Raw genomic sequence first — 23,846 nt, 5'->3', positions numbered from 1 at the left:
TTTGTGGGGGGCGCCAACCCGTGCCCCCCCGGCGGGGGCACCCCGAGCCCCCCCCCCCGGGTGTGCGGGGCGCCCCCTTCCCCCCCCACCAAACACGAGGCCCGCGCTGATCGGGGTGGTGATCCAGCCGGTCATGCGGCGACCTTGGCCAGGAACGCGGCGAGCTTGGTCTTGGCCCGTTCGATCTGCTCTTCCAGCGTCAGGGATTCGCGGATCCGCTCACCGGACGCGACCTTCTTCTTGCCGCGCAGGTAGAGCGAACACGCCAGATCGGTGCAGAAGTACGACCCCACCGAATTGCCCTGCTGACCCTCCTTGCCCGCCTTGCGTGCCGTCATCAGCGAAACGCCACCGCCCGAATGCGTGGTCAGGCACAGGGAGCAGAGGTTGCTCCGCGCGACCCCGGCGGGCGGGGTGGCCCGGCGCAACGCGACACCGACCAGTCCGTCGCCGGACTCGGTGACCAGGTAGGCGCGGTCCGGCGAGGCGGGGTCCCGCCAGCCGAGGAAGTCCAGGTCGTCCCACGGCCAGGTGGCGAGATCCCGGGGCACGGCCAGCCGCTTCGCCTCGCCCTTGCTGCAGTTGACGAACGACGCGCGGATCTCGCGCTCGGTTACGGGTCTCATACCGGAAAGCTAACTCTTCCTAGGGTTCCTAGGCAAATGGTTTAATACCCTAGGAACGAAAGGGCGACGCATGGCACGCGCTGGGGTGACCGCCGAACGCCTGACCAGGGCGGCGGCGGACCTGGCCGACGAAGTCGGCTTCGAGAACGTGACCGTCTCCGCGCTCGCACGCGGCTTCGGTGTCAAGGACGCGAGCCTGTACTCGCACATCAGGAACGCGCGGGAGTTGAAGACGCGCGTGGCGGCGCTGGCGCTGACCGAACTCGCCGACAAGGCCGCCGACGCGCTGGCGGGGCGGGCGGGGAAGGCGGCGCTTGTGGCGTTCGCGAACGCCTACCGCGACTACGCGAAGAAGCATCCGGGGAGGTACGCCGCGATGCAGTACGACCTCGACGAGAAGTCGGCGGACCCCGCCGCCGCGCGCAGGCATGCCGAGCTGACCCGGGCGATCCTGCGCGGCTACGCGCTTTCCGAGCCCGACCAGACGGACGCGGTACGGCTGCTGCACAGCACGTTCCACGGCTACGTGAGCTTGGAGCGCGCGGGCGGGTTCCGGCACACCTCGCGCGGGGCGGACGCGTCGTGGGCGCGGGCTCTGGACGCCCTCGACACCGTCCTCGGAAACTGGCCGTCCTCGTAGACCTCAGTGCGTTCGGGCGACAGGCCGGAGGCCACCGTGGGCGCGGACGTACGCGGCGACCCGGACCCGCAGCCCGCGGACGTGCGGCAGGGAGATCGCGAAGGCACGGCCGGGCCGGTACCCGGGATCGGCGCCCGCCTGCCCGCACGGACCGCTGATGTACACGAATTCGTCGTCGACGTCGTACCAGGGCTCCGACCACAGTTCGGTGTCGTTCACCCGGGGATCGTCCTGGGCGGCGCGCGCGTTCCAGTAGTTCGGCGACCGCATCACCTCCGCGAGCGCCATGGCGAACCCGGGGAGGTCGGCCTCCGGCATGGCGAGGCCGTGCCCGCTCCAGACGCGGGGCAGGCGGTATTCGGGATGGGCTTGGTCGGCCTCCGGGGCGCGGCGGAAGGTCACGGCGTTGCCGGCGACCTCGGCGATCCAGGGGTACATCGCCCGGGTGGAGATCACGAACATGGCAGGTTTCACTCCGTTCGGCAGCGGGGGCACGGCGTGAAACTGTCCGCCGGATTTTTCGAGGGGAAATCGGCGGCAGCATCGTCGCTGGAGAAGAAGAGCTACAAGGGTTCCATTCTGCCGTGCCCACGATGGTCGCGGGAAGTACTCCCAGTACTCAGATGATCGCTCCGCGCTCGCCGTGTCGTGGCGCGCGAACAGTGGGAAGGTTGGCGCGCGGCTTGCGTCGCCCACTACCCTGGGTACCGAGCCGAGAGGCGCTGCAACGGGCGAAGGCCCGCCACGCTCGGCTCGCACCATCATCCGCAAGGGCGCCTCCCTGTAACGGGAGGTGGGCTGTGGCCGCGACGGGCGAGACGGCATTGCGGGAGCTGCTGGACCAGCGCGTGGTGGTGCTGGACGGCGCGTGGGGCACGATGCTCCAGAACGCGGGGCTGACCCCGGCCGACTACCGCGGCGACCGGTTCACCGAGCACCCGAAGGACGTCACCGGCGACCCGGACCTGCTCAATCTCACCCGGCCGGACGTGGTCCTCGACGTGCACCGCCAGTATCTCGCCGCGGGCGCGGACGTCACCACCACCAACACCTTCACCGCGACCAGCATCGGCCAGGCCGACTACGGGATGGAATCGCTGGTCCGCGAGATGAACCTGCGCGCCGCCGAGCTGGCCCGCCAGGCCGCGGACGAGTTCGGCGGCCGGTTCGTCGCCGGGTCGATCGGGCCGCTCAACGTCACGCTTTCGCTGTCCCCGAAGGTGGAGGACCCCGCGTACCGGGCGGTGTCGTTCGACGACGTGTACGCCTCGTACGCCGAGCAGATCCAGGCGCTGGCCGACGGCGGTGTCGATCTGCTGCTCGTCGAGACCATCTTCGACACGCTCAACGCGAAGGCGGCGATCGCGGCTGCCCGCGAGGTCGCGCCGCACCTGCCGCTGTGGATCTCCGTGACGATCGTGGACCTGAGCGGCCGCACGCTGTCCGGGCAGACCGTCGAGGCGTTCTGGCGCTCGATCGAGCACGCCGCGCCGCTGGTCGTCGGCGTGAACTGCTCGCTGGGTGCCGAGGAGATGCGGCCGCACATCGCCGAACTGTCCCGGCTCGCGGGCACCTACACCGCCTGTCACCCGAACGCGGGCCTGCCGAACGCGTTCGGCGGCTACGACCAGACCCCGCCGGAGACGGGCAGCCTGCTCGGCGACTTCGCCGCGGCCGGGATGGCGAACATCGTGGGCGGTTGCTGCGGCACCACTCCGGAGCACATCGCCGAGATCGCGAAGGCGGTGCGCGGCGCGGCTCCCCGGCCGGTCCCGGCACCGGCGGCGCGTACCCGGTTCAGCGGTCTCGAACCGTGGGAGATCGGCGACGACACCGGGTTCGCGATGATCGGGGAGCGGACCAACGTCACCGGTTCGGCGCGGTTCCGCAAGCTCATCGAGGCGGGCGATCACCAGGCCGCCGTGGACGTCGCGCTGGAGCAGGTCCGCGGCGGCGCCAACGTGCTCGACGTCAACATGGACGCCGACCTGCTCGACAGCGAGCAGGCGATGACCACGTTCCTGAACCTGATCGCGACCGAGCCCGAGGTGGCCCGGATCCCGATCATGATCGACAGTTCCAAGTGGACGGTTCTGGAAGCCGGGCTCAAATGCGTGCAGGGCAAGGGAATCGTCAACTCGATCAGCCTGAAGGAGGGCGAGGAGCAGTTCCTGGCGCAGGCGCGGCGTATCCGTGACTACGGCGCCGGGGTGGTGGTCATGGCCTTCGACGAGCAGGGCCAGGCCGACACCGCCGACCGCAAGGTGGAGATCTGCGCCCGTGCCTACGATCTGCTCACCCAGCAGGCCGGGTTCGCGGGCGAGGACATCATCTTCGACCCCAACGTGCTCGCGGTCGCCACCGGCATCGCCGAGCACAACGGCTACGCGAAGGCGTTCATCGACGCGCTGCCGCGGATCAAGGAGCGGTGTCCCGGCGCGCACACCAGCGGCGGCATCTCGAACCTGTCGTTCTCCTTCCGCGGCAACAACGTCGTGCGCGAGGCGATGCACTCGGCGTTCCTCTTCCACGCCGTGAAGGCCGGGCTGGACATGGGCATCGTCAACGCCGGGCAGCTCGCGGTCTACCAGGACATTCCCGCCGACCTGCTCGAACTCGTCGAGGACGTGCTGTTCGACCGGCGGCCGGACGCCACCGACAGGCTGGTTTCCTTCGCCGAGACGGTCAGCGGCCGGGGCACCCGCCGCGAGGTGGATCTGTCGTGGCGCGAGGCGCCGGTGGCGGAGCGGCTCTCGCACGCGCTCGTGCACGGCATCGTCGACTTCATCGAGGACGACACCGAGGAAGCCCGGCAGGCCATGGCGCGTCCCCTTGAAGTGATCGAGGGCCCGCTCATGGACGGGATGAAGATCGTCGGCGACCTGTTCGGCTCGGGCAAGATGTTCCTGCCGCAGGTGGTCAAGAGCGCACGCGTGATGAAGCGCTCCGTCGCCTACCTCGAACCGTTCATGGAGGAGGAGAAGGAACAGGCCCGGCTCGCGGGCAACGTCGTTTCCGGGCACGGCAACGGAAAGGTCGTGCTCGCGACGGTGAAGGGCGACGTGCACGACATCGGCAAGAACATCGTCGGCGTCGTGCTGGGCTGCAACAACTACGAGGTCATCGACCTCGGGGTGATGGTCCCGGCGGGGAAGATCCTCGACACCGCGATCGCCGAAGGCGCCGACGCGGTCGGGCTGTCCGGACTGATCACCCCGTCGCTGGACGAGATGGTCAACGTCGCCACGGAAATGGCGCGGCGCGGGCTGAAGCTGCCGCTGCTGATCGGCGGCGCCACCACCTCGCGGCAGCACACCGCCGTGCGGATCGCCCCGGCCTACGACGGGACGACCGTGCACGTGCTCGACGCGTCGCGTGTGGTGGGTGTCGTCTCGGATCTGCTCGACCCCGAGCGCGCCGAGACCCTCGCGGTGGCCAACCGCGAGGAACAGGAACGCCTGCGCGAGCAGCACGCGAACCGGCAACAGCGCCCGCTGCTGACCCTGGAACAGGCGCGCGCGAATCCCGAGCGTGTCTCGTTCGACGACGTCCCGACGCCCGCTTTCACCGGGCTGCGGGTCGTCCGGCCCGGCCTGGCCGAATTGCGCGAGATGATCGACTGGCAGTTCTTCTTCCTGGCGTGGGAACTGAAGGGCAAGTATCCGGCCATCCTGGACCAGCCGGTCGCCCGTGAGCTGTACGACGAGGCGAACGTCCTTCTCGACGAGATCGTCGAGAAGGAGCTTTTCCGGGCCGAGGGTGCCTACGCCTTCTGGCCGGCGCAAGCCAAGGGCGACGACATCCTGCTCGGGAACGGCGTCGAGTTCCCGATGTTGCGTCAGCAGACCGAAAAGCCCGCAGGGCGGCCGAACCGCTGCCTCTCGGACTACGTCGCGCCCGAGGGCGACCATCTCGGCGGCTTCGCGGTGGCCATCCACGGCGCCGAGGACCTCGCCGCCACGTACGAGGCCGAGCACGACGACTACCGCGCGATCATGGTGAAAGCGCTGGCCGACCGGCTCGCGGAAGCGTTCGCGGAGTACCTCCACCTGAAGGCCCGCCGCGACTGGTTCGAGCCCGGCGCCGAACCCGCGCTCGAAGACCTGCACGCCGAACGGTTCCGCGGCATCCGCCCGGCGCTGGGCTACCCGGCGAGCCCCGACCACAGCCTCAAACGGCAGCTGTTCGAACTGCTCGACGCCGAAGCCATCGGGATGGGCTTGACGACGTCGTTCGCGATGACCCCGGCGGCCAGTGTCAGCGGGCTGATCTTCGCGCATCCGGACTCGCGGTACTTCACCGTGGGACGGCTTGGCCGCGACCAGATCGAGGACTACGCGCGGCGCCGCGGCCTCGATGTGGCCGAGATCGAGCACTGGCTGCGGCCCAATCTCGCCTACGAACCGTCCTCGTGACCGCTGCGGATTTCTCCCGCTCCCGAGTCCGGCTCAGGAGCGCCGGCCGGTCCCGTTTTGCCATGTGGCGCGGGTGATTTCGTACTCGACCTCACCTTGGGCGATGCCGGGCACCAGATTCTCGTCGCCTCCAGAACACGGGAAGGCGCGGACGAACGAGAGCCCGGCGGCGGCCATGGTGGCGCGCGAAGGCGTGTTGACGGCCAGTGTTTGCGCGAAGATGCGGTCGAGCCCGAGTTCGGCGAAGCCGTAGCGGATGAGTTCGCGCGCGCCCTCGGTGGCGTAGCCGCGGCGCCATCGGCGGCGCAGCAGCCGAAAACCGAGATCGGCCTCGCCGTCGACCTGGGGCTGGTCCGGGCCGTGGGGCGGGCGCAGGAGCCACCAGCCGACGAACCCCTCCTCGTCGAAACCGGCCCACAGGCCGAGACCGGGCACCTCGAGCGCCGCGGCGAGCCGACGGCGGTGCGCCGCTTCGACTTCGGCGCGCGAGGAGGCCCGGCCGTCGAGATAGCGCATCACCTCGGGATCGGAGTCCAGTTCGATCTCCAGGCCGAGATGCTCGTCGGCCAGCGGCACCAGCTTCAGCCGCGGGGTGTGCAGAACGGGTTGCGTCATGCGTTGATCATCGCAACGGGGACAACTCGATTCCGCCACGGAAAAGGCGGCGACGGCGGGTGATTCGGGGCTTCCGGTGCCTTCGCGCGACGCGCTACGCTCGCTGACCGTACCGGTACCGGTTACTGGGACAGCGCGCGTTACCACGATGTCCACCGGCTGGGACGGTCTCTGGGGGAGTGGGTTCGGGAAGATTCTTTCCCTAGGGTCCGTGTCTGTCACCCGATCAGATGAACCCGAGTAGGTGCCGTGCCCGACCCTCTGCCGTCCGCCGAGGGCGCTCCGCCGACGGTGGTGCGCTCGGTGCCCGCCGCGCTGTGGCGCGCGATCCGCGCCGGCCGCTGGACTCTGGTCTGCGCCATCGTGGTGGTGCTGATCGTGTTCCTGGCCGTCGCGGCCGATCTGCTGACGCTGATCGAGGGGCAGGGTCTCCAGCCGGACATCGGGAACCTCGGGCCGACCGGACTCCCGGCGGGCCCGCTCGGCGGGATCAGCGCGGCGCACTGGTTCGGCGTCGAACCGCTGACCGGTATCGACCTGTTCGCGCTGGTCGCCCACGGCGCGCGGACCTCGCTGCTGGTCGGGCTCGGCGCGACCGTGCTCGCCACCCTGCTGGGCGTGCTGATCGGGGCGAGCGCCGGCTATCTCGGCGGCTGGTGGGACCGCCTGGTCACCTGGACCGCGGACGTGATCCTCGGGTTCCCGTACCTGATCTTCATGATCGCGCTGGGCGCGGTCGCCCCGGTCGAGTTCCCCCGGCAGCTGCTGCTGATCGTGGTGCTGGGACTGTTCGGCTGGCCGCGGGTCGCGCGGATCGTGCGGGCGCAGGCACTGACACTCGGCAAGCGCGACTTCGTGTCGGCGGCGAAGGCGTTGGGCGGCGGGCCATGGCACGTGTTCTCCCGTGAGCTGCTTCCCAACCTGTGGGCACCGATCATCGTCGTCGCGAGCCTGAGCATCCCGTCGATGATCGGCAGCGAGGCGGCGTTGTCGTTCCTCGGCGTCGGTGTCCTGCCGCCGACCCCGAGCTGGGGCCGCACCATCAGCACCGCGATCGACTACTTCCAGACCGACCCGATGTACCTGCTGTTCCCCGGTGCGTTGCTGTTCCTGGTCACGTGCGCGTTCAACGTCGTCGGCGACGGCATCCGTGACACCCTCGACCCGCGCTCGGGAGGACGGGGCTGATGCGCACCGCCCGGTTCGTGCTGACCCGGTTCGCCGGGATGGCTTTCGTCCTGCTGATCGTCACCTTCATCACGTTCGTGGTGTTCTACCTGCTGCCCGCGGACCCGGCCCGGATGGCCTGCGGCAGGCCGTGCTCGCCGGAGAGTTTGGCGCTGGCCAAGGAGTTCATGGGTTTCGACGTGCCGTGGTACCGGCAGTTCCTCGACTTCGTCGCGGGAATCTTCGCCGGGCGGACCTTCGGCACCGGGACCGCCGCGATCCACTGCGCGGCGCCGTGCTTCGGCTACGACTTCCAGAACAACGTCACGGTACTGACCGAGATCGGTGGCCGGATCGAGGTGAGTTTCTCGGTCGCGGCAGGGGCCGCGGTGCTCTGGATCGTCACCGGCGTCGGCCTCGGCGTGCTTTCCGCGCTGCGCCGTGGCACGGCCTGGGACCGGATCACGATGGGGATCGCGATGGCCGGTGTGTCGATGCCCGCCTATCTCGCGGGGATGATCGGTATCACGATCTTCGCGTTCGCTTTGGACATGATGCCGAAGTCCGGCTACGTCCCGATCGCCGAAAACCCCGTGCAATGGGCCTGGCATCTCGTGCTGCCGTGGCTGGTGCTGGCGTTCCTGCACGCCGCGATCTACGCGCGGCTGACCCGCGGCCAGATGCTGGAGACGCTGGGCGAGGACTTCATCCGCACCGCGCGGGCCAAGGGCCTCACCGAGCGGAAGGTGATCGGCAGGCACGCGCTGCGCAACGTCCTGCTGCCGGTGATCACCGTGTTCGGCGTGGACCTCGGCGCGCTGCTCGCCGGAACCGTGATCACCGAACGGATCTTCGGCATGGCGGGCGTCGGCAGGCTGCTCGTCGACGGCATCGCTTCGATGAACCTGCCCGTCCTGCTCGGCGTGACGTTGTTCTCCGCCGTGCTCGTGACGGTCGTGAACTTCCTTGTCGACCTGTGCTACGGCGCGCTCGATCCGCGAGCGCGGCTGACCTGAGAGGGGAACCCATGAAACGCGTGCTGAAGGTCGTCGCCGGGGCGGTGGTCGCCGCCACGGCGCTCACCGCCTGCGGCGCGAACGACCAGCCGTCGGGCCAGGCCGGGAGCGTGAAGCAGGGCGGCACGATCTATCTGCTGTCCGACGCGCCTTCGCAGCAGTACGACCCGGCGAAGAGCTCGAACCTGGTGGTCTCGGCACTCAGTTTCGTGCACCGCAGGCTGACCTCGTGGAAGGTCGCGCCGGGGCAGGACACCACGATCGTCCCCGATCTGGCCACCGACACCGGCACGCCGAGCGAGGGTGGCAAGACCTGGACGTTCACCCTGAAGGACAACCTGAAATACAGCGACGGCACGCCGATCAGGGCCGAGGACGTCAAATGGGGACTCGAGCGGTCGTTCGCCGCCCCGTTCTCGGGCGGTCTCAGCTACCACAAGGATCTGCTCTCGCCGGGTCTGGCGTACAAGGGTCCCTTCGACGGCGGCAAGGAACTGGACACGATCCAGACCCCGAACGACAAGACCATCGTCTTCCACCTCTCGCGTCCTTACGGTGACTGGAACTGGGTCGCCAGCACCCCCGCGTTCGCGCCGGTGCCGAAGGGCAAGGGCGCCGAGCCGAACTACGGCGATCACCCGATCACGTCCGGGCCCTACCAGGTGGAGAAGTACGAGCGGGGCAAGGAAGCGCGGCTGGTCCGCAACCCGAACTGGGATCGCAAGTCCGACGACACGCGCCAGGCGAACCCGGACACCATCGTGACCCAGCTCGGCCAGGACACCACGGTGATCTCCAAGCGGCTGATCGACGACAGCGGCAACGACCAGGCCGCGTTCGGTCTCTCCTTCGCCTCGCCCGCCCAGCTGGCGCAGATCCAGGCCAGCGCCTCGGCGAAGTCCCGGCTGGTCACCTCGGAATCCGGAGCGCTGGCCTATCTTTCGCTGAACACCCAGCGCGGCAAGCTCACCGATCCCAAGGTACGCAAGGCTTTCCAGTACGCCGTGGACAAGGCCGCCTACCAGGTCGCGAGTGCGGGCAGCGCGCGGCTGGCCGGGGACATCGCGACCACGCTGATCACGCCGGGCATCGCGGGCCGCGAGCAGTTCGACCTGTATCCGGCGAAACCGGAAGGCGATCCGGAGAAGGCCAAGCAGCTGCTGGCGGAGGCGGGTCTGCCGAACGGCCTCGACGGACTGGTGCTGGCGACCAAGAACGAGAACAGCTTCCCGGAGAAGGCGGCCGCGATCCAGGCCTCGCTCGCCAGGGCGGGTATCAAGATCACCATCAAGGCGCTGGACGAGGACACCTATACGTCCGAAGTGGACACCAAGGGCCTCTCGGACTTCGACCTGACGCTGACCTCGTGGCAGCCGGACATCCCGAGCGCCAACGCCAACATCCAGCCACTGTTCCAGTCGACCGAAATCGGCAACGGCGGGTACAACGAGTCGCGGTACAACAACCCCGAGGTGGATCGGCTGATCACCGAGGCGCAGGCCACGATCGACCCGGCGGCGGCCGCGAAGAAATGGGTCGAGCTGGACAAGAAGATCCTCGCCGATTCGGCGGTCGTGCCGCTCATCTACACCCGCAACTCGTTCCTGCACGGGTCGAAGTTCGGCAACGTCGTGATCGGCCGGTTCCCGGCCTACGCGGATCACCGGCAGTTCGGGCTGATCCAGTGACCGGGGCCTCGCCGACCGAGTCGGCCCGGCCGGTCGGCGAGGCCGCTTTGCTGGAGCTGCACGACGTTTCGGTCTCGTTCGGTGCGACGCGCGCGGTGCGCTCGGTCCGTTACACGGTGGGCGCCGGTGAAGTCGTCGCCGTGGTCGGGGAGTCCGGCTCGGGCAAAACCGTCACCGCGATGTCGTTGCTGGGCCTGCTCCCGGCGAACGCGGAGGTGAGCGGCCGGGCGTTGCTGGCGGGGCGGGACCTGTTCGCGATGAGCCCCGCCGAACTGCGGGCGGTGCGCGGCAACGACGTCGGCATGGTGTTCCAGGAACCCATGAGCGCGCTGAACCCGGTGTTCTCGATCGGCGACCAGCTGGCCGAGGCCATCCGGGTGCACCAGCCGGTCTCGCCAGCCGAGGCCAGGCGCAAGGCGATCGACCTGCTCGGGCTCGTCGGGCTTCCCTCGCCGGAGCAACGATTCCGGTCGTACCCGCACGAGTTGTCCGGCGGGCAGTTGCAGCGGGTCGTGATCGCGATGGCGGTCGCGAACGAGCCGAGCCTGCTCATCGCCGACGAGCCGACCACGGCACTGGACGTCACCGTGCAGGCCGAAATCCTCGAACTGCTGCGGGATCTGGGGCAGCGCCTCGGCACGGCGATCCTGCTGATCACCCACGACATGGGCGTGGTCGCGGATCTCGCCGACCGCGTCGTGGTGATGTACGGCGGCCAGGTCGTCGAGCAGAACGACGTCACCTCGATCTTCACCGAGCCGCGCGAGGACTACACGCGGCAGCTCCTCGGCTCGGTCGTCTCCCTCGGCGCGGTCGCCACCGAAGGGGTGGAACGCGCGCTGGCGGCCGAACCGGTGCTCGCGCCGGGACATACTGCGCCGTTCGTTACTAATTCGACCACAGTCACGGCGGAAACGGGTACCTACGAGCAGGTCGGCTGCGGCCCGTATCCGCCTACTTTTGATCGGATTAGTAACGTCGCCGCGGAACACCCGGCCACGCAATCGGTCCCCGACGTGCCGGCGGACTCGCCCCTGCTGACGGTCGAAGACCTGTCCGTCACCTACCGGGGCCGCTTCCGGTCGCTGGCCGTCCGCGCCGCCGACGGCGTCAGCCTGCACGTGGAGCCGGGGGAGATCCTCGGGCTGGTCGGCGAATCCGGCTCGGGGAAGAGCACCGTCGCCGGCGCCGTCACCGGCCTGATCCCGCCCACCGCGGGAACGGTCCGGATCGGCGGTGCCGACATCGCCCGCGTCCGGGGGCGGGCGGCCAAGGCACTGCGGCGGCGGATCGGCGTGGTCTTCCAGGATCCGTTGTCGGCGCTCAATCCCCGGATGCCGGTCGGCGAGAGCGTGGCGACCCCGATCCGGCTGCACCGCCTGCTGCGAGGGTCCGATGTGGACAAACGCGTCGCGGAACTGTTCGACGCCGTCCAGCTCTCGCCCGCGCTGCACACCCGGTACCCGCACGAGCTGTCCGGCGGGCAGCGTCAGCGGGTCTGCATCGCCAGGGCGCTGGCCCTGCGGCCGGACCTGCTGGTGGCCGACGAACCGACCAGCGCCCTCGACGTCACCATCCAGGCCCGCGTCCTCGAACTGCTGCGCTCGCTGCAGGACGAATTCGGGTTCGCCTGCCTGTTCATCAGCCACGACCTCGCGGTGATCGAGCAACTCGCCACGCGGGTCGCCGTGATGCACCGCGGTCACGTCGTCGAACAGGGCCCGACGAAGGCGGTGCTCAGCGCGCCGGTCCACCCCTACACCCAGCGGCTGCTGGCGGCCGCGCCGGTCGCCGACCCCGCCGCGCAGCGCCGCCGCCGCGAGGCCTGGCGCGAACTCGGACAGCGCTCCCTATGACAGGTGCTGGGTGAGGAAGAGGGCGGCGCGGTCCAGTGCCTGATCGGCCTCGTCCAGGATGCCGGTGAACGACTGGAACACGTGGGGCACGTCGGCGGTGATGTCGAGGATGACGTCCACCCCGGCATCGAGGGCGCGCGCGGCCAGGCGGGTGGAGTCGTCCAGGATCAGTTCGTTCGTGCCCGCCTGCAGGAGCATCGGCGGGAAGCCCGTCAGGTCGGCGAGGATCGCGGGGCTGAGCAGTGGCTGGTGCGGGTCGGCCCCGGCGAGGTACATGGCTCCCGTGTGGGCCATTCCCTCGCGGGTGAGGAGCGGATCGAGATCCGCCTTGGTGTCCATGCTTTCCCCGGTCCTGGTGGCGTCGAGCCCGGGGGAGAACGCCACGATCGCGGCAGGCAGCGGCAAACCCGCGTCACGGGCGGCGAGGCATGTCGTGACGGTGAGACCGCCGCCTGCGGAATCACCGGCGAACGCGATGGCCGAAGGATCTTCGCCGCTGTCGAGCAGTGCGCGGTAGGCGCTCAGCGTGTCCTCGATCGCGGCCGGGAACGGATGTTCGGGAGCGAGCCGGTAGTCCAGTGAGAAGGCCCTGAATCCGGTCTTGGCCACCAGGTTCCCCGTCAGCGACATCGCCGTCTCGGGTGATCCGTACACGAAACCGCCGCCGTGGAAGTACAGAATCGTCCCGGCCTTCGCGGTTGTCCTGGCCTTCGCGTCGTCGGCCGGTTCGACGAGCACCGCGGGCCGGTCACCGAGTGTCTCGGTCCGGGTACGGATCCCGGCCGGGACGAGCATCCCGGCCATCAGTGCTCTGAATCCGGCACGGATCTCCTCGACCGATCGAGGTCCCTCGGGCCGGGGCTGCCGCAGCATCGCGTCGATCTTCGCGCGTTGTTCCTTGCTCACCTTGTTTCTGTTCTTCTTTGCTGACGAAGCAGCCGGAGGGGCCTGCCGTTTCTCCGGCAGGCCCCGTCCTGGGGTCGTGAAACGAACTTTTACAGGCCCCGGAGCCAGACTCTCCAGTCTGGAACGGCTACGGGACTTAGCTGGAGATGGGTTGGTGGAGGTTGTTTCTTCGGGGTGTGCGTAGCGGATCCACGTAATCTGGCGGGATGAATTCGGGTAGTCCGTCTTCGGCGATGCGGACTTTCCAGTCGGCTTTGTGTAGCAGCCGGTGGTGCGTGCCGCAGAGCAGCACGAGATTCCGGAGGACGGTGTGTCCGCCGTTCATCCACGCGACCACGTGGTGGGCGTCGCAATGTCGGGGTTTGCGATGACACCCTGGGAAAGCGCAGCCGCCGTCCCGGATGACCAGCGCTTTGCGTAGCGCGGGGGTGACGAGTCGTTTGGCGCGGCCGAGGTCGAGCGGTTCGCCCTTGGTGCCCAGCACTGCCGGGATGACCTGGCAGTCGCATGCCAGCATACGGGCCTCGGTTGCGGTGATGGTGCTGACCATGTCCAGGCACGCCGTACCCAGCTTCGATTTCAAGTCGTCCAGCGTGACCGTGACCAGGAGTTGGGCGCGGTCGCCACCAGGCACGTCGGGAACGTTGGCGAGCATGGCGATCGTCTCGCCGAAGGCTTCCCCGTACCGCTGGGACGGCGACCGCAGGTCGGGCCATTTGTCTTCCCCGGCGGGCCGGGGTGTGGCCAGCGGGTCGAGGATCGTGCTGAGGCGGGTTCCGGTGATGGGGTCGAGCTGTCCGTCGATGTCGAACCAGCCGTCTTTCCGTTGCCGCAACCGCAACTCGGGCTTGCGCTCCGGCGGATCCGGGTCCTTCGGGGGCTTCCCGTCCTGGTCCATGCGGGCGAGGATCTCGTCGGCGGCCTTGACCACTTCCTGCGGTGTGGCGTGCCGGGCCAGCTCCACCAGGATCTTCTCGGCGCTGCTTCTGTCCTCTTCGGACACAAAGGAAGGAACCTTCTTGAGGAACTGGAGGATCCGGTCGCTGTGGTGCGGGCCGATCTCGCCGTCGAGGGCGGCGGCTCTGGTTGCTGGCGCGGTGGCGGGGAGTTCGCTACCGTCGATATTGCGACCGGGGTTCAACCCGTGGGCGCGATCGAGGTACTTTTTGGCTTCACCGCGCGACATTCGTGCCATGTGCGCGAACCAAGCCGCTGTCGACCCATACCCGTACAACTCGGAGACGCCACGCGACTCGATCTCCGCGAGGAACTGGCCGAGTTCAGCGTCCAAGCGCCACAAGGACTCCAGTCGGGTACGCACTTCGTCGGCGAGTGCACGACCGGATCGCCGCCACAGCTCCTGCGGCGGTTCCAGAGTGGACAGGTTCTCGGACACATCACCATCCTACCGTAGGAGCTAGAACATATGTTCGACACGATCAGGTGAAATCTGCTCCTGGTCCAGGTGGGGACTCGGTGGCTGCGTGGAGTGATCCTGTTGGGGTGTAAGGATTTCGACTGTCGATGACGACCTGGCCGCGGCACGAACGGCAAGCTGCCGAAGCTGAGAAGGCTGCTCGGCCACCATGAACTCCCTGTGTGCCGTGCCTTCCTGTGCACAGGGGTCTGAGCGGCGCAGTGAGGTACGTCGTGAACGCTCCGTTCAGGACGATCAACGTCCCCAGCGGAGGAGCGTTCAAGACAAGTATGGATCCCCCCGGGGACGCCCTCGTCGCCTCTCAAAGCCTCCACGGCGTCCCTCGTTGAGCTGACTCGCCAAGACTTCGGAGGTTAGGTTAGCCTCTCCTGGCAAGTGGAGGACGGAGCTGGGGGAGTGAAGCAGGTGGGGCACAGCCAGGGAACCGCCGAAACCGCGCCGACCCGTGACGGGCGCGAGTTGTTCTTCATGCGCCTTCCGGGACCGGTGGACGCCGATGCGCCGACGGTGGTCTTCGAAGGTGGCCTCGCCGCGAACCGGTCGTACTGGGCGCCGGTTCAGGCGGCTGTGGCCGAGTGGGCCCCCGCGGTGGTCTACGACCGCAGCGGGCTCGGCCGCAGCGCGCCCGATCCGGGACCGCGATCGCTCGACAGGCTCGCCGCGGACCTGGGCGCGGTGCTCGATCATCTCGGGACGGGGCCGTTCATCCTTGTCGGGCACAGCTGGGGCGGGCCGATCGTGCGGCTCGCCGCGGCGGCGCGGCCCGGCCGGATCTCGGGGCTGGTGCTCGTCGATCCGAGCGACGAGTCCTGTGACCTCATTTTCCAGCCTGCCATGCGCCGGGCGGAAAAGATCGGACAGGTGGTCAGCGCGACGCTGGCTCGTGCCGGGCTGCTCGGGTTCGCCTACCGCGGGCTGCTCGCGGCGCTGCCGGAGGACGCGCGCCGCGACATGCGCGCGGAGGGTTTCACCGTCGGCACCATGCGCACCCGTGCCGCCGAACTGGCCTCGGTGGTCCCGGATCTGCTGGCGATGCGCGGGAACCCGCCGGAGCTGCCCGGCATCCCGGTCACGGTGATCTCCGGCGCGCTGACGGCGCCGGGGATGGGCAGGCGGGTTCGCGACGCGGCGACCGCGTCCCACGAGTATCGCGCGACGCGGTCGGCCGGCGGCAGGCACGTCCTCGCCCGGAAATCGGGGCATATGGTGCCGGCGACCGAACCCGGCCTCATCGCCGCCGAGGTCCGCCGCCTGGTCGTGCCGTTCGAAGAGGCTCCGGGGCACGGAACTCAGTAGCCGACGGTGAAATGCCTGTCCTCGCCGGGGTTTTCGAGTTCGTCGAGCACGGCGACGGCGAGATCCTCCGCGGAGATCCGGGACGTGCCGTCCGCGGTCGTGACGAGCGTGGTGCCGCCGCGCCGGTAGGTTCCGGTGCGCGGCCCGGGTTCGAGGAGCGCGGCCGGGCTGAGGTAGACCCAGTCCGCGGAATGTGCCCGGCAGGCGTCCAGCTGCGCGACGCTGGCCGCCGCGATGTCCCGCCACGCGGTGGGCACGTAGTCCGGGTTGTCGAGCACCGCGAGGTCCGGCCGCCCTGGTGTCCACAGTGGACCGGCGCCCCCGACGACGAGGAGCCGGGTGCCTGCCGCCGCGGCCGCGTCCAGCAGTGCCGTCGTGGTCGGGGCGGCCAGGTTTTCGTGCCCCGGTGCGGGACGGGTCGCCGCGACGACCGCGTCGGCGCCGGTGAACAGGCCGCGCATGCGCTCGCGGTCGGTCGCGTCGCCTCGCGCGGTGGTGACCTCGGCGGGCAGCGAAGCGGGTGGTTCGCCGCGGAAGACCACGGTGGTCCGGTGTCCCCGGCGGGTGGCTTCCCCGGCGACGCGCGAACCGACCATTCCGCTCGCGCCGATGACGACGATCCTCATCGGACAGTCCCTTCCGTGACGAGGTCGCGCACCGGCGCGTCCGGGCGGGTGCGTGGGGAGAGCTGCGCCGCGACGACCGCGGCGAGGGCGAGCGCGAAGCCCACGAGCTGGATCGGGCCGAGTGTCTGGCCGAGCACGAGCACGCCGAGCAGCGCGGCGACCATCGGCGAGAGTAGGCCGAGGACGGCGACGGAGTTGACCGGCAGCGTGGTGATGCCCCGGAACCACAGCACGTAGGACAGCAGCCCGCCGATCAGGCCGAGCCACAGGTAGCCGAGGGCGGCCTTCGCGTCGATCGCGGGTGGCGCGCCCTCGACGAGGAACGTGACGGGCAGCAGGAACAGGCCGCCCGCGGTGAGCTGCCAGCCGGCGAAGGCGGTCGGACCGACACCGTCGGGCCGTCCCCAGCGTTTGGTGAGGGTGATCCCGAGCGCCATCGAGGCCGCGCCGCCGAGGCCCGCCACGATCCCGGCGACGTCGAACGCCGCGTTCGGGCCGATCACCACGAGACCGACACCGACGACGCCGGCGATGCCCCAGACGAACCGTCTACCGGACGGGCGCTCGCGCAGGATGAGCACGGCCAGCACGGCGACGATCATCGGCTGGGACGCGCCCAGCGTGGCGGCGACACCGCCCGGCAGGCGTTCGGCCGCGGTGAACAGCAGCGGGAAGAACAGCCCGATGTTCAGCACGCCGAGCGCGGCAGCCTTCCACCACCAGGCGCCGTGCGGCAGGGTCCTGGTGAGCGCCAGCGTGATCAGCCCGGCGGGCAGTGCGCGCAGCAGCCCGGCGAACAGCGGATGTCCCGGCGGGAGGAATTCGGTGGTCACCACGTAGGTCGTGCCCCACACCATCGGGGCGAGCGCGGTCATCGCGGTACGGGCGAGCGTGCCGCCCGAGGCTGGGGAAATCGTCTGGTTTCGCATGGGTCCAGTCTTGGCCGACCAGCGGTGATGAGTCCAACACATGTTTGTCACCGAATCTATCGTGATACAAGATAGATCCGTGGAACTCCAGCAGCTGCGGTACGTCGTCGCCGTCGCCGAGACGAACAGCTTCACCCGCGCCGCCGAGCGCTGCCTCGTCGTCCAGTCGGCGCTCAGCCACCAGATCGCGCGCCTGGAACGGGAACTCGGGGCCCGGCTCTTCGACCGCACCAGCCGCCGCGTGCGGCTGACCGCGGCGGGGGCTGCCTTCCTGCCCGCGGCCCGCCAGTGCCTCGACGCCGCCGAACGCGCCGCCGCCGAGGTGGCCGCCGCCGTCGGCGAGGTGCGGGGACGGCTCACCGTCGGCGTGATCCCCACCGTCGCGGCCGTGGACATCCCGGCCGTGCTGCGCGAGTTCCACGGAAGCTATCCGCGGGTACGCATCGGCCTGCGGGTGGGCGCCAGTGAAGAACTCGTCGAGCAGGTCAAACAGGGCACGCTCGACGCCGCCCTTCTCGGCCTGCCCACCACCGCGCGACCTGAAGGCGTCCACACGCACGAACTGGCCCGCGATCGCCTTGTCGCCGTGGTCCCGCCGGGGCACGCGCTCGCCGGGGAAGCGGACGTCGACCTGCGCCGGCTGTCCGCCGAGGTGTTCGTGGACTTCCCGGCGGGGACGGCGGGCCGGGCCCAGTCCGATCAGGCCTTCGCCGCCGCCGGCCTGACCCGCGACGTCGCCCTCGAGGTGACCGCCGCGGATCTCATGGCCCGGCTGATCCAGCAGGGACTCGGTGTCGCCATGCTCCCGTCGACCTACGCGCCCCAGCTCAGCGGTGTCGTCACCGTCCCGGTGACCGACGCGCCGGGCCGCGTCGAATACCTGGTGTGGAGCAGGTTCAGCCGCACGCCCGCCGCGACCGCGTTCCTCACCGGGCTGGGGGTGCGGGCCGAGCTGCTCGGCGGCTGAGGGCTACTCGCCGCGCAGCTGCCTGCGGATCTCGGCCAGCTTGTCCTTGGCGGCCTCGTCCCGGTCGGCGATCTTCTTGTCCAGCGTTTCGGCGGTTTCCTCGCCGCCGATCCCGGCGAGTTCGGTCGAGCCGATCGCGGTGGTGTACCGCTTCTCGATCCGGTCCCGCACGTAGTCGAAGCCGGGCACCCCCGCTTCGGTGTAGTCCGGTTCGGGGACCTCCGGCGTGCCGGGTGCGGGCAGCGCCGGCCCGGCGTCGTTCTCGCTCATCGTCTGCTCCGTTTCCGGTCCGGTCCGTCCACCTCGACGATAGCCCGGATCGACCCGCGGGGTGTCCGTCGTCCACTGTGGACCCTCCGATGTGGCTGAGCCATCCGGGGGAGTACGCGAAAAACTGTTCGCCGGGGCACCGCGATTCGGCAGACTGTCGATCATGGCGGGGACGGGCAGGTGGGTGCGCCTGCAGGCGGTGGCGGTGTCCGGTTCGGCGTGCGAAGGGTTGCTGCTGGCGGCGTTGCCGCTGCTGGCGGTGTCGATCACGACGGATCCGCGCGAGGTGTCGCTGGTCAACGTCGTCGGCCAGGCGCCGTGGCTGCTGTTCTCGCTGCTCGCCGGTGTGGTGATCGACCGGTTCCGCCGGACCACGGTGCTCGCGTGGGCCTACGCGGTCCAGGTCGCCGCGGCGCTGGCGCTGGCCGTGTCCGGCTCGGCGGGCCTGCTGAGCCTGCCGGTGCTGATGGTGGTCGCGTTCGTGATCACCTCGGCGCAGGTGCTCGGCGACGGCGCCAGCGGGGCGCTGGTACCGGAGATCGTGGCGCCGGATCGGCTCGCTTCGGCCAACGCGCGGCTGCAGGTGATCGATCGCGGCGTGGTCCAGTTCATCGTCCCACCGGTGACCGGGCTGCTGTTGTCGCTCGGCGCCGGCTTGCCCGCGTGGCTGGCCGGGGCGTTCGCGGTGGCGGCGTTCGTGCTGGCGAGGGGAATTCGTTCGGCTCCCGCGCCGGTGTCCGGGGTGCATCCGCTGCGGGGCATCGGGGCGGGGCTGCGGTACCTGGTCGGCACACCGCTGCTGCGGTCGGTGACGCTCAGCGTGGCGCTCGGCTCGTTCGCGGCGAGCGCGTCCAACGCGATGTTCGTGCTCTACGCGACGCAGGTGCTGCACGTCGGCGCCATCGGGTACGGAATCCTGCTCGCCTGTATGGCGGTCGGCTGGGTCGTGTCGTCGTTCGTGGTCCAGCGTGTCGTCGCGCGCCTGGGGTATTCGTGGTCGATGCGGTTCGGCCAGGCCGCCAACATGGTGGTGATGGTGCTGATCGCCGTCCTGCCGCCGTGGCCGGTGGCCATCGGGCTCGTCCTGGTGTTCCTCACCGCCACGGTGCTGGTGTGGAACGTGTGTTCGCAGTCGATCCGGCAGCGGTTCACCCCGCCCGCCCTGCTCGGCCGCGTGCTGACGAGTCATCGCGCGCTGGCCTGGGGCCTGACCCCGCTGGGCGCGCTGGCCGGGGGATTCGTCGCCGCGCACTGGAATCTGCGGGGCGTATGGGTGATGGCGGCGGTCGTGCAGCTCGCCGCGACAGCGGTGGTGTGGCGGGCGGTCTCGCCCGCTTCGTTCCGGGAAACCGAGCTCGCGGTGGCGGAGACGGCCAGTCGGTGAACGTCGAGGAGCGCGTATGGGGAAAGTCTTGTCACGAAGGGGAATGCTGAGCGGCGGTGTCGCCTCCGGGCTGCTCGCGCTCGGCGCGTGCTCGGCTGCCGAGCCGCAGCCGCCGGGCACTCCGCCGGTACCGAAGACCGGTATGCACCTGGTGCCGCTGGGCACGAAGGGCGGTCCGACACTGCGGTCCGACCGGAGCAATCCGGCCAACGCGCTGATCGTCGACGGCGTCGTGTACGTGGTGGACTGCGGGATGGGCGTGAGCCGTCAGCTCGTGCTCGCCGGGCTCGAACTGTCCGCCGTGCGGGCGGTGTTCATCACGCATCACCATTCCGACCACAACCTGGAGTTCGGGAACCTGCTGAACGCCGCGTGGAACGCGAATCTCACCCATCGCATCGGGTTCCACGCGCCGCCGGGCATGAAGGACATGCTGGCGGGCTATCTGGCGATGAACCGTTTCGACATCGATCTCCGGATCGCGGACCAGGGCCTGCCGGATCCGCGCGGGCTCGCCGAGGCACGGGAGTTCACCGGCGACGGCGAGGTCTACCGCGACGACCTGGTGCGGGTCACGGCCGCGCGGAACAACCACCCGCCGGTCACCGAGTCCTACGCGCTCCGCTTCGACACCCGGTACGGCTCGGTCGTGTTTTCCGGCGACACCACCCCGTTCGACGCCGTCGTCCGCCTGGCACAGGGCGCGGACTGGCTGGTGCACGAGGTGCTTCACCTGCCGTCGCTGGACAAACTGCTCGCCGCGCAGCCGACCGAGACGCGGCTGAAGGAGCACCTCCTGGCCTCGCACACCACGAACGAACAGGTCGCGAACGTGGCACTGGAGGCGAAGGTGCGCAATCTGGTGCTGACCCATCTCGTGTCGTTCGGACCGGTCACCGACGCGGAGTGGGAACGGTCCTGCCGGGGCGCGTGGCGCGGTCCGCTGGTGGTGGCGGCCGATCTGCGGCAGGTGTTCTAGTGTCCTGACCGGATCGGCAACCACAGCTCGATGTGGTCGTGCCTGCGGTAGAACTCGACGAGCGGCCGCGTCTCGTCGGCTTCCGCGGCCGCCTGGAGTTCGGCCATCCCGGCACCGATCCGCCCGTGGATCGTGGCCGGTTCGCCGACGAGCCTGCCGCGCAGGTACCAGCCGCCGGGCAGGACGCCGGTCCGCAGGCCGAGACTTTCCGGCCGGTCCTCCGCCTTGACCGGCGTGCACACGGTGTAGGTGCCCGCGCGTTCGTCGATCCGGGCATACATCTTGCGCCCACGCAGCCCGACCAGCCGCTCGAACGACGGCCAGATTTCCCGGATCCGGGGCAGTTCGTCGGCGGTGGTCTGCTCCACCACCGTGACGTCCTGGCGCTGGATGCGGGCGGGCGGGGCGTGCAGTACGGAAGTCGTCATGGGCCAAGGGAACCACACGGCACCGACAATTCCCGGTGAACCGGATGCGGCAATCGGCCCACTTTTCGACGGAAATTGCTTTCGCTGGACCGATATTCGGCGTCGGCGGTATGTTCTCCTCCGATCGACGTGGCAATTCGTAAAAGGGGGAATCGTCGATGACGGATGGTGCGGGGCGCGACGGGATCAGCAGAAGACGGTTCCTGTCCGCGGTGGGCGCGGCGGGCGGGGCGGGCACGATGTTCGCGACGATGGGAGCGCTGGGGCTGGCCCCGACCGCGCGCGCCGATTCCTATCGGGAACCACGAAAAGCGGATTTCACGCTGTCCGGCAGAGCCGCGGCGAAGGTCGCGATCCTCGGCGGCGGGATCACGGGACTGGCCTGCGCCTACGAACTCGGAAAGGCGGGGTACGACTGTACGGTACTGGAGGCGCGGAACAGGATCGGCGGACGGAACTTCACGGTCCGGAACGGTACCGAACACACCGAACTCGGCGGTGTCACCCAGGTGGCGGAGTTCGCCGGTGACGGTTACCTGAACGCGGGCCCGGCGCGGATCGCGCAGTGGATGGTCACCCTCGACTACTGCCGCGAGCTGGGTGTGCCGGTCGAGGTCTTCACGAATACCAACGCGAACGCCTACAGCTACAACGAATCCGCCGGGATGAAGGCCCCGCAGCGGCATCGGACCGCGCAGGCGGATGTGTACGGCTACGTCAGCGAGCTGCTCGCCAAGGCGACCGATCGTGGCGCGCTGGACGCCGAACTGACCGCGGCCGACAAGGAGCGGTTGCTCGATTTCCTGCACGAGTGGGGCGTGATCGGCGACAAGGGCACGGGACGGCAGTACACCGGAAGCAGCAGACGGGGTTATTCGGTGAATCCCGGTGCCGGAGCGAACGAGGGGACGGTACTCGGCCCGGTGCCGTCGCTGTCCGAGGTCTTCGCCAGCGGGGTGGGCCGCTACTTTTTCGAGGAACTCGATTACGACCAGGCGATGCTCATGTTCCAGCCGATCGGCGGTATGGACCGGATCCCGTGCGCGCTGGCCGCGGCGATCGGCCGGGAACGGATCCGTACCGGCAGCCGGGTCCGCCGGATCTCCGGCGGTGACCGAGGGGTGGCGGTCGCCTACCGCACGGCGGACGGCCGCGATCGGGAACTGACTGCCGACTACTGCATCGCGGCCTTGCCACCGCATCTGCTGGCCAGGATCCCGCACAACCTCGGTCCCGAGGTACAGGCGGCGCTCGCCACCTACCACGACAGCCGGGTGGCAGCGGGGAAGATCGGCCTGGAGTACACGGGCCGCTGGTGGGAGACCGACCACCGGATCTACGGCGGTATCACCTGGACCGATCTGGACATCAGCGAGATCTGGTACCCGTCCCACGGTCACCACGGTCGTACCGGCGTCCTCGTCGGCTACCAGTCCGACGAAGGCCCCGCCCAGAGGTACGAGAAACTCTCCCCGAAGGAGCGCGAACTCCTGGCTCTCGAGCAAGGTGCGAAGATCCATGGCGCGAAGTTCCGGACCGAACTCGCCAGCTCGTTCTCGATCGCTTGGCGCCGCGTGCCGCACATCGAGGCCGCGTGGACGATGCCGCCCTTCCGTACCCCGGCCTACCAGCTGCTCAACCAGCCCGCGGGCAGGGTCTACTTCTCCGGTGATTGGCTCTCCTACCTCTTCTCATGGCAGGCCGGCGCGTTCGAATCCGCACGCCAGGTGGTCACCGCCCTGCACAAGCGTGTGCTGTCCGCGCCCTGACGGGACGGCGCGGTCACGCGCGCAGCGTCGCGCCGCCGTCGACGTACAGCTCCTGCATCGTGATGTGCCGCGCGCGAGGGGAGGCCAGGAAGAGCACGGCGTCGGCGATGTCGGCGGGATCGGCGATCCGGCCGAGGGGGATGCCGACACGGAACTGGTCGGGGGAACCGGCGATCACCCGCGCGGCGTCGCTCTCGTCCGTCCACAGTAGACGCTGCATGGGCGTGTCGGTCGAGCCGGGTGCGACCACGTTGCAGCGGATCCCGTGTCCGGCGACCTCGAGCCCGAGGCAGCGGGTCAGCATGGTCGCGGCGGCCTTGGACGCGGCGTAGGCGCCCATGCCCATCCGGGGCACCCCGGCGGCGTTCGACGCGACGGTGACCAGTGTCCCGGCCCGGCGGGGGACCATCCGGCGCGCGATCTCGCGCAGTACCACGAAAACGCCGGTGGTGTTGACCGCGAACGTCCTCGCCCAGTCCTCGTCGGTGGTTTCGCAGACCGAACCCGGCAGCAGCACCCCGGCCACCGAGACGCCGATGTCGATCGGCCCGAGATCCCGTTCCACCGCGTCGACGACCCGCGCGAAGGCCGCGGAATCGCCCACATCGGCGGGAAACGGGTGTACTCGCTCGCCCATTCGCGCGGCGGATTCCGCGAGGCCGCCGGCGTCGATGTCCACCGCGGCGACAGTCGCGCCTTCGCGGACGAGGCCCGCCACGACCGCGGCGCCGATCCCGCGGGCGGCCCCGGTCACCACGGCGACCTTGCCCGTGATTCCCGTGTCTTCGTGCGTCGGCGGCACCATCTCGAACACCTCTCTACCCTGGGAAC

At 69.6% G+C, this 23,846-nt stretch carries 21 protein-coding genes and 1 riboswitch; of the genes, 11 read left to right on the top strand and 10 right to left on the bottom strand.

Translation table 11 applies throughout. From position 1 onward, the window contains the following. Positions 1-131 precede the first annotated feature (131 nt). Positions 132-626 (bottom strand): FBP domain-containing protein, encoded by a 495-nt coding sequence (locus tag ACFWY9_RS08640; protein WP_378325525.1) that lies wholly within the window; start codon positions 624-626, stop codon positions 132-134. 70 nt (positions 627-696) lie between these two features. Between ACFWY9_RS08640 and ACFWY9_RS08635 the strand changes: the two genes are divergently transcribed. After that, entirely contained in the window at positions 697-1,266 is a 570-nt protein-coding gene (locus ACFWY9_RS08635; RefSeq protein WP_378325526.1) for a TetR/AcrR family transcriptional regulator, read from the top strand. A gap of 3 nt (positions 1,267-1,269) precedes the next feature. Here ACFWY9_RS08635 and ACFWY9_RS08630 read toward each other — a convergent pair whose 3' ends face one another. After that, entirely contained in the window at positions 1,270-1,728 is a 459-nt protein-coding gene (locus ACFWY9_RS08630; protein ID WP_378325527.1) for a hypothetical protein, read from the bottom strand. Positions 1,729-1,974: 246 nt separating this feature from the next. Next, positions 1,975-2,052, top strand: a riboswitch (S-adenosyl-L-homocysteine riboswitch). A 14-nt stretch (positions 2,053-2,066) separates the two neighbouring features. Here ACFWY9_RS08630 and metH point away from each other — a divergent pair. Then, the gene (gene metH, locus ACFWY9_RS08625) at positions 2,067-5,681 is read left to right on the top strand and encodes a methionine synthase (RefSeq protein WP_378338546.1); all 3,615 of its coding nucleotides are present in this window, start codon (positions 2,067-2,069) and stop codon (positions 5,679-5,681) included. A gap of 33 nt (positions 5,682-5,714) precedes the next feature. Here metH and ACFWY9_RS08620 read toward each other — a convergent pair whose 3' ends face one another. Then, on the bottom strand, positions 5,715-6,296 hold the full coding sequence (locus ACFWY9_RS08620; RefSeq protein ID WP_378338545.1) for a GNAT family N-acetyltransferase: 582 nt from the start codon (positions 6,294-6,296) through the stop codon (positions 5,715-5,717). 249 nt (positions 6,297-6,545) lie between these two features. Here ACFWY9_RS08620 and ACFWY9_RS08615 point away from each other — a divergent pair, with 249 nt between their 5' ends. Genes ACFWY9_RS08615 through ACFWY9_RS08600 form a run of 4 tightly spaced genes read left to right on the top strand, consistent with a single transcriptional unit; the run spans position 6,546 to position 12,023 of the window. Further along, positions 6,546-7,484: an ABC transporter permease gene (locus ACFWY9_RS08615; RefSeq protein WP_378338544.1), complete on the top strand. Its 939-nt coding sequence runs from the start codon at positions 6,546-6,548 to the stop codon at positions 7,482-7,484. After that, positions 7,484-8,479 carry an ABC transporter permease gene (locus ACFWY9_RS08610; RefSeq protein ID WP_378338543.1) on the top strand — a complete coding sequence of 332 codons (996 nt, stop codon included), beginning with the start codon at positions 7,484-7,486 and terminating at the stop codon, positions 8,477-8,479. Before ACFWY9_RS08615 ends, ACFWY9_RS08610 begins: the two co-directional genes overlap by 1 nt. Positions 8,480-8,490: 11 nt before the next feature. Then, positions 8,491-10,167, top strand: a complete 1,677-nt coding sequence (locus ACFWY9_RS08605) for an ABC transporter substrate-binding protein (protein ID WP_378325533.1) — start codon at positions 8,491-8,493, stop codon at positions 10,165-10,167. Continuing rightward, entirely contained in the window at positions 10,164-12,023 is a 1,860-nt protein-coding gene (locus ACFWY9_RS08600; protein ID WP_378338542.1) for a dipeptide ABC transporter ATP-binding protein, read from the top strand. The genes ACFWY9_RS08605 and ACFWY9_RS08600 overlap by 4 nt, the downstream gene beginning before the upstream one ends. Here the strand turns inward: ACFWY9_RS08600 and ACFWY9_RS08595 are convergent. Together ACFWY9_RS08595 and ACFWY9_RS08590 are read right to left on the bottom strand one after the other, a co-directional pair. Next, entirely contained in the window at positions 12,018-12,929 is a 912-nt protein-coding gene (locus ACFWY9_RS08595; protein WP_378338541.1) for an alpha/beta hydrolase, read from the bottom strand. The genes ACFWY9_RS08600 and ACFWY9_RS08595 overlap by 6 nt on opposite strands. A gap of 136 nt (positions 12,930-13,065) precedes the next feature. Beyond that, on the bottom strand, positions 13,066-14,325 hold the full coding sequence (locus tag ACFWY9_RS08590; RefSeq protein ID WP_378338540.1) for a DUF222 domain-containing protein: 1,260 nt from the start codon (positions 14,323-14,325) through the stop codon (positions 13,066-13,068). 438 nt (positions 14,326-14,763) lie between these two features. Between ACFWY9_RS08590 and ACFWY9_RS08585 the strand changes: the two genes are divergently transcribed. After that, a complete protein-coding gene (locus ACFWY9_RS08585) occupies positions 14,764-15,663 on the top strand; it encodes an alpha/beta fold hydrolase (protein ID WP_378338539.1) in 900 nt (299 codons plus the stop codon). On the opposite strand, the gene ACFWY9_RS08580 is transcribed toward ACFWY9_RS08585, so the two are convergent. Both ACFWY9_RS08580 and ACFWY9_RS08575 read right to left on the bottom strand, forming a co-directional pair. Continuing rightward, on the bottom strand, positions 15,657-16,289 hold the full coding sequence (locus tag ACFWY9_RS08580) for an NAD(P)-dependent oxidoreductase (protein ID WP_378338538.1): 633 nt from the start codon (positions 16,287-16,289) through the stop codon (positions 15,657-15,659). The two genes, ACFWY9_RS08585 and ACFWY9_RS08580, sit on opposite strands and share 7 nt — an antisense overlap. Then, on the bottom strand, positions 16,286-17,218 hold the full coding sequence (locus tag ACFWY9_RS08575; RefSeq protein ID WP_378325541.1) for an EamA family transporter: 933 nt from the start codon (positions 17,216-17,218) through the stop codon (positions 16,286-16,288). The genes ACFWY9_RS08580 and ACFWY9_RS08575 overlap by 4 nt, the downstream gene beginning before the upstream one ends. A 79-nt stretch (positions 17,219-17,297) precedes the next feature. Between ACFWY9_RS08575 and ACFWY9_RS08570 the strand changes: the two genes are divergently transcribed. Then, on the top strand, positions 17,298-18,185 hold the full coding sequence (locus tag ACFWY9_RS08570) for a LysR family transcriptional regulator (protein ID WP_378338537.1): 888 nt from the start codon (positions 17,298-17,300) through the stop codon (positions 18,183-18,185). Between the two features lie 3 nt (positions 18,186-18,188). On the opposite strand, the gene ACFWY9_RS08565 is transcribed toward ACFWY9_RS08570, so the two are convergent. After that, positions 18,189-18,455, bottom strand: coding sequence for a hypothetical protein (locus ACFWY9_RS08565; RefSeq protein WP_378325543.1), 267 nt, complete (start codon positions 18,453-18,455; stop codon positions 18,189-18,191). Positions 18,456-18,618: 163 nt separating this feature from the next. On the opposite strand from ACFWY9_RS08565, the gene ACFWY9_RS08560 reads away from it, so the two are divergent. Further along, positions 18,619-19,839 (top strand): MFS transporter, encoded by a 1,221-nt coding sequence (locus ACFWY9_RS08560; RefSeq protein ID WP_378325582.1) that lies wholly within the window; start codon positions 18,619-18,621, stop codon positions 19,837-19,839. Between the two features lie 16 nt (positions 19,840-19,855). Continuing rightward, a complete protein-coding gene (locus ACFWY9_RS08555) occupies positions 19,856-20,818 on the top strand; it encodes an MBL fold metallo-hydrolase (protein ID WP_378338536.1) in 963 nt (320 codons plus the stop codon). Here ACFWY9_RS08555 and ACFWY9_RS08550 read toward each other — a convergent pair. Continuing rightward, positions 20,815-21,246 carry a hypothetical protein gene (locus ACFWY9_RS08550; RefSeq protein ID WP_378325546.1) on the bottom strand — a complete coding sequence of 144 codons (432 nt, stop codon included), beginning with the start codon at positions 21,244-21,246 and terminating at the stop codon, positions 20,815-20,817. The two genes, ACFWY9_RS08555 and ACFWY9_RS08550, sit on opposite strands and share 4 nt — an antisense overlap. A 158-nt stretch (positions 21,247-21,404) precedes the next feature. On the opposite strand from ACFWY9_RS08550, the gene ACFWY9_RS08545 reads away from it, so the two are divergent. Continuing rightward, positions 21,405-23,015 carry a flavin monoamine oxidase family protein gene (locus tag ACFWY9_RS08545; protein ID WP_378338535.1) on the top strand — a complete coding sequence of 537 codons (1,611 nt, stop codon included), beginning with the start codon at positions 21,405-21,407 and terminating at the stop codon, positions 23,013-23,015. A gap of 13 nt (positions 23,016-23,028) precedes the next feature. Here the strand turns inward: ACFWY9_RS08545 and ACFWY9_RS08540 are convergent, their stop codons facing one another. Further along, positions 23,029-23,820, bottom strand: a complete 792-nt coding sequence (locus tag ACFWY9_RS08540; protein ID WP_378338534.1) for a 2,3-dihydro-2,3-dihydroxybenzoate dehydrogenase — start codon at positions 23,818-23,820, stop codon at positions 23,029-23,031. Positions 23,821-23,846 lie beyond the last annotated feature (26 nt).

The sequence above is a fragment of the Amycolatopsis sp. NPDC059027 genome, assembly GCF_042739735.1.
In the GTDB taxonomy this organism is placed as follows: domain Bacteria; phylum Actinomycetota; class Actinomycetes; order Mycobacteriales; family Pseudonocardiaceae; genus Amycolatopsis.
Note: the sequence above shows the minus strand (reverse complement) of the source record. Positions and strands in the feature narration are given on the sequence as shown.

What these genes read in the sequence shown, in the direction of transcription:
- ACFWY9_RS08580 (WP_378338538.1), bottom strand. Translation starts at nt 16,289, where the DNA reads ATGAGGATCGTCGTCATCGGCGCGAGCGGAATGGTCGGTTCGCGCGTC.
- ACFWY9_RS08565 (WP_378325543.1), bottom strand. Translation starts at nt 18,455, where the DNA reads ATGAGCGAGAACGACGCCGGGCCGGCGCTGCCCGCACCCGGCACGCCG.
- ACFWY9_RS08620 (WP_378338545.1), bottom strand. Translation starts at nt 6,296, where the DNA reads ATGACGCAACCCGTTCTGCACACCCCGCGGCTGAAGCTGGTGCCGCTG.
- ACFWY9_RS08640 (WP_378325525.1), bottom strand. Translation starts at nt 626, where the DNA reads ATGAGACCCGTAACCGAGCGCGAGATCCGCGCGTCGTTCGTCAACTGC.
- ACFWY9_RS08545 (WP_378338535.1), top strand. Translation starts at nt 21,405, where the DNA reads ATGACGGATGGTGCGGGGCGCGACGGGATCAGCAGAAGACGGTTCCTG.
- ACFWY9_RS08550 (WP_378325546.1), bottom strand. Translation starts at nt 21,246, where the DNA reads ATGACGACTTCCGTACTGCACGCCCCGCCCGCCCGCATCCAGCGCCAG.
- ACFWY9_RS08635 (WP_378325526.1), top strand. Translation starts at nt 697, where the DNA reads ATGGCACGCGCTGGGGTGACCGCCGAACGCCTGACCAGGGCGGCGGCG.
- ACFWY9_RS08560 (WP_378325582.1), top strand. Translation starts at nt 18,619, where the DNA reads ATGGCGGGGACGGGCAGGTGGGTGCGCCTGCAGGCGGTGGCGGTGTCC.
- ACFWY9_RS08605 (WP_378325533.1), top strand. Translation starts at nt 8,491, where the DNA reads ATGAAACGCGTGCTGAAGGTCGTCGCCGGGGCGGTGGTCGCCGCCACG.
- ACFWY9_RS08630 (WP_378325527.1), bottom strand. Translation starts at nt 1,728, where the DNA reads ATGTTCGTGATCTCCACCCGGGCGATGTACCCCTGGATCGCCGAGGTC.
- ACFWY9_RS08555 (WP_378338536.1), top strand. Translation starts at nt 19,856, where the DNA reads ATGGGGAAAGTCTTGTCACGAAGGGGAATGCTGAGCGGCGGTGTCGCC.
- ACFWY9_RS08610 (WP_378338543.1), top strand. Translation starts at nt 7,484, where the DNA reads ATGCGCACCGCCCGGTTCGTGCTGACCCGGTTCGCCGGGATGGCTTTC.
- ACFWY9_RS08575 (WP_378325541.1), bottom strand. Translation starts at nt 17,218, where the DNA reads ATGCGAAACCAGACGATTTCCCCAGCCTCGGGCGGCACGCTCGCCCGT.
- ACFWY9_RS08540 (WP_378338534.1), bottom strand. Translation starts at nt 23,820, where the DNA reads ATGGTGCCGCCGACGCACGAAGACACGGGAATCACGGGCAAGGTCGCC.